Raw genomic sequence first — 4,168 nt, 5'->3', positions numbered from 1 at the left:
CTCGGGCCGCCCCGCCGGTGCCGCGAAGGCGTCGGGCGTGCTCGCCACCGCCCCGGCGAGAGTGACCCCCGTCAGCACGAACCCCCGGCGTCCGTGGAGGTGGTGCGTGCCGGCGGGGTCCGGACGGTCGTCGATGTCTGTCATGGTCGCGCCTCTTCCACGTACTCGATGTGTCCGGCCAGGCCGTGTCCGAGTGAGCCTTACCAGCGAAGCGTGCGCCCGGGCGCAAATTCATTCCTGCGGGTCACCGCCGTGCGCCCTTCGGTCCCGTGCGCCGCCCGCACCACCCCCTGATCGGGCGACTACTCAGCGTGGTGAACATGTTTCGGAGGGTAACGGGAATACAGCCGGGGTCCGGACCCGGTCGGGGACGGACCAGCCCTCAGATCAGCCGGCCCGGTCCCTGGGAGAACCTCGGTGGAGAACACGGAAACCGTACGCAGCTGCCCCTTCGACTTCGCTCACCGGCTGGAGTTCGACCCCCAGCTCAAGGAGCTGCTGACCACCGCACCGGTGTCCCGCATCAGGATGCCGTACGGAGAGGGGGACGCCTGGCTGGTCACCCGGTACGAAGACGTCCGGACGGTCACCACCGACCGGCGTTTCAGCCGCAGCGCCGTGACCGGACGGGACTTCCCCCGGATGACCCCCGAACCCATCGTCCAGGACGAGGCCATCAACCTCATGGACCCGCCGGCCAGCAGCAGGCTCCGCAGCCTGGTGGCGAAGAGCTTCACCGCCCGGCGGATCGACGCCATGCGGGTGGGAACCCAGCGCATCGTGGACCACCTGCTCGACACCATGGAAGACGGTGCGACCGCCGCCGACTTCATGCAGACGGTCGCCGCGCCCCTGCCGCTCGTCACCATCTGCGAGGTGCTCGACATCCCCGAGCCCGACCGGCCCTGGCTCCGCTCGCACGCCCTCACGATGATGAACGTCGGGGCGGCCGGCAAGGAGGACGCGATCCGCGCCAAGGCGGAACTCCGCGCCTACTTCGGCGAACTCACCGCCCGGCGCCGCCGTTCGCCCGGCGAGGACCTCATCAGCACCCTCGCCACCGCCCGGGACGGCGACGAACTTCTCGGCGACGACGAACTGACCGTCATGGCCATGGTCCTGCTCATCACGGGACAGGACACCACCACCTACCAACTCGGGAACATCGCCTACTCGTTGCTCACCCGCCCCGAACTGGCACGCACCCTGCGCGACTCTCCGCAGCGCCTGCCGCGCACCCTGGAGGAGCTCCTCCGGCACATCCCGTTCCGCAAGGGCGTCGGCATCCCCCGGGTCGCCCTGGTGGACGTGGAACTCGGCGGCGTCAGCATCCCCGCCGGCGACATCGTGCACGTGTCCTACCTGACCGCCAACCGCGACGCCGGGAAGTTCGAGCGACCGGACGACCTGGACCCCGACCGGCCGTCCATCCCCCACATGACCTTCGGCTGGGGAGCCCACCACTGCCTGGGAGCCCCTCTCGCCACGATGGAACTGGAGACCGCGTTCTCGTCACTTCTCCGCCGGTTCCCGGACCTGCGCCTCGACGCACCCGCCGAGGACATCCGCTGGAACACCACGTCGATCTGGCGCTACCCGCTCGCCCTGCCCGTCACGTGGTGACGAGAGCCTCCGCTCCCAGACCCGAGGAGAACCCATGGCGACCCTGTGCCGCCCGGCCATCGCTGTGCCCGAACACGTCATCACGATGCAGCAGACCCTGGACCTCGCCCGCGAGACCCACGACGGCCACCCCCAGCGCGACCTGGTCATGAGGCTCATCCGGAACACCGGAGTCCAGACCCGCCACCTCGTCCAGCCGATCGAGGAGACGCTGCGCCACCCCGGTTTCGAGGTGCGCAACAAGGTGTACGAGGCCGAGGCCAAGAAGAGGGTCCCCGAAGTGGTGGGCCGGGCACTGGAGTACGCCGAGGTCGAGGCCGCCGAGATCGACCTCATCGTCTACGTCTCCTGCACGGGCTTCATGATGCCCTCGCTGACCGCCTGGCTGATCAACACCATGGGATTCCGGCCGGAGACCCGGCAGTTGCCGATCGCCCAGCTCGGCTGCGCGGCGGGCGGGGCGGCCATCAACCGCGCCCACGACTTCTGCCGTGCCTACCCGCAGTCCAACGTCCTCATCGTGTCCTGCGAGTTCTGCTCGCTCTGCTACCAGCCCGCCGACATCGGCGTCGGATCACTGCTTTCCAACGGCCTGTTCGGCGACGCCGTCTCGGCGGCCGTCGTCCGGGGCGAGGGCGGCACCGGAATGCGGCTGGAACGCAACGGCTCGCACCTGGTGCCCGGCACCGAGGACTGGATCTCCTACGCGGTCCGTGACACGGGATTCCACTTCCTGCTGGACCGGCGGGTCCCCGGCACCATGGAAATGCTCGCGCCGGTCCTGCGGAACCTGGTCGACCTGCACGGATGGTCGGTGCAGGCCATGGACTTCTTCATCGTGCACGCGGGCGGCCCGCGCATCCTCGACGACCTCTGCCACTTCCTCCAGCTCCCGCCGGGGATGTTCCGCTACAGCAGGGCCACCCTGACCGAGCGGGGCAACATCGCGAGTTCGGTGGTCTTCGACGCGCTGGCCCGGCTCTTCGAGGACGGAGGCGCCGAGGACGCCGCACAGGGACTCATCGCCGGATTCGGGCCAGGCATCACGGCGGAGTGCGCGGTCGGACGCTGGGTGCGCCGGCCCGACCACGACCTCGGCCGGGCGGACGAACTCCTGGCGTCGGGCGGTGCGCTGCCCTCGCCGGGCGGTGCGCTGCTCGGCTGAGAGCGGCGCCCGCCGCGTCGGCCGTGCCGTTCACGTCGGGCCCGCGCGCCGCACCGGAGCCTCGACGAGCGGTACGGACCCACGCCGGGACGCCGGGCACCTGAGCGCGGGACGCTCACTCGAACCGCGTGGTGTCTCCCGCTCCCTTGCGCACGACGGTGACCTCGCCGTCCGAGAAATCGATGACCGTCGTCGGTTCCGTCCCGCAGTCGCCGGAGTCGAGTACGGCGTCCACCTCGTGGTCGAGCCGCTCCTTGATCTCCCAGCCCTGCGTCAGCGGCTCCTCCTCGTCGGGCAGCAGCAGCGTGCTGGAGAGCAGTGGCTCGCCCAGCTCGCTCAGCAGCGCCTGGACCACCGCGTGGTCCGGGATGCGGACGCCCACCGTCTTCTTCTTCGGGTGCAGCAGCTGACGCGGCACCTCCTTCGTCGCGGGCAGGATGAAGGTGTACCGGCCGGGGGTCGCCGCCTTGATCGCACGGAAGACGTCGTTGTCGATCTGTACGAACTGGCCCAGCTGGGCGAAGTTCTCGCACACCAGGGTGAAGTGGTGGCGGTCGTCGAGATGCCGGATCGAACGGATGCGGTTGATCCCCTCCCGGCTGCCCAGCCGGCACCCCAGGGCGTAGCAGGAGTCCGTCGGATACGCGACCAGCGCGTCCGAACGGATGAGGCCGGCCACCGTGCTGATCGTGCGTCGCTGAGGGTTCTCGGGATGCACGTCGAAATACTTAGCCATCCGCCGAGTCTACGGGGTGCGCCGCGCCGCCCCACGAGCTTCGTGCGACGCCACGCTCCGGCGGCGGCCCGGCGCGTGCTGCGGCAGAGTGGCGGTATGAACGACCTCAACGCCCTCGCGGACGAGCACCTCGCCGCGGCGCGCAGCTCCCCGCACGGGCGCAGCGCGCATCGCCTGCTCCAGCAGCCTCCGCTGCGGCAGACGGTGATCGCCCTCACCTCCGGTTCCTCGCTGGACGAGCACAACGCACCACTCGCCGCCTCTCTCCTGGTGCTCCGCGGCGCGGTCCGCATCACCGCTCCCTCCGGTGACGTGGAACTGACGGCCGGCGGTCTGGGCGCGATCCCGAGGGAGCGGCACGGGCTGCTGGCGCTGGAGGACGCCGTCGTCCTCCTCACGGCCGTCAACGACTGACGAGCGGACGCCGGCCCCCGCACGGGCGGCGGCCGGAACCGGACGCTCGGGGTGCCGGTGTACTCCCGCGAAACCGAGGCATGAGACAAAGGACTGCACCGGCGGCCGTGACCGTGCGACCAGCACGGGCGTCCGGCGTGCCCCATCCCGTCCACGTCCCCCGGAGCGACGCGTGTTCCGCAAGTCCGTTGCCCCTGCCCGCGAGGCGGGCCGCGCCCACCAGGCCGGCC

3 protein-coding genes and 1 pseudogene are annotated in these 4,168 nt (G+C 70.6%); 3 read left to right on the top strand and 1 reads right to left on the bottom strand.

Annotated elements, in window-relative coordinates:
• Positions 1-417: 417 nt before the first annotated feature.
• On the top strand, positions 418-1,623 hold the full coding sequence (locus tag ACWD3D_RS34145; RefSeq protein WP_451464587.1) for a cytochrome P450: 1,206 nt from the start codon (positions 418-420) through the stop codon (positions 1,621-1,623).
• 22 nt (positions 1,624-1,645) lie between these two features.
• Positions 1,646-2,788: pseudogene (locus ACWD3D_RS34140) on the top strand (type III polyketide synthase); the annotation flags it as partial.
• Positions 2,789-2,903: 115 nt separating this feature from the next.
• On the opposite strand, the gene ACWD3D_RS34135 reads toward ACWD3D_RS34140, so the two are convergent.
• Positions 2,904-3,524, bottom strand: coding sequence for an L-threonylcarbamoyladenylate synthase (locus ACWD3D_RS34135; RefSeq protein ID WP_451464586.1), 621 nt, complete (start codon positions 3,522-3,524; stop codon positions 2,904-2,906).
• 96 nt (positions 3,525-3,620) lie between these two features.
• Between ACWD3D_RS34135 and ACWD3D_RS34130 the strand changes: the two genes are divergently transcribed.
• On the top strand, positions 3,621-3,938 hold the full coding sequence (locus tag ACWD3D_RS34130) for a cupin (RefSeq protein WP_451464585.1): 318 nt from the start codon (positions 3,621-3,623) through the stop codon (positions 3,936-3,938).
• Positions 3,939-4,168: the final 230 nt, after the last annotated feature.

Source organism: Streptomyces sp. NPDC002690 (assembly GCF_053592415.1).
This window is presented reverse-complemented; position numbering and strand designations above follow the sequence as displayed.

What these genes read in the sequence shown, in the direction of transcription:
- ACWD3D_RS34135 (WP_451464586.1), bottom strand. Translation starts at nt 3,524, where the DNA reads ATGGCTAAGTATTTCGACGTGCATCCCGAGAACCCTCAGCGACGCACG.
- ACWD3D_RS34130 (WP_451464585.1), top strand. Translation starts at nt 3,621, where the DNA reads ATGAACGACCTCAACGCCCTCGCGGACGAGCACCTCGCCGCGGCGCGC.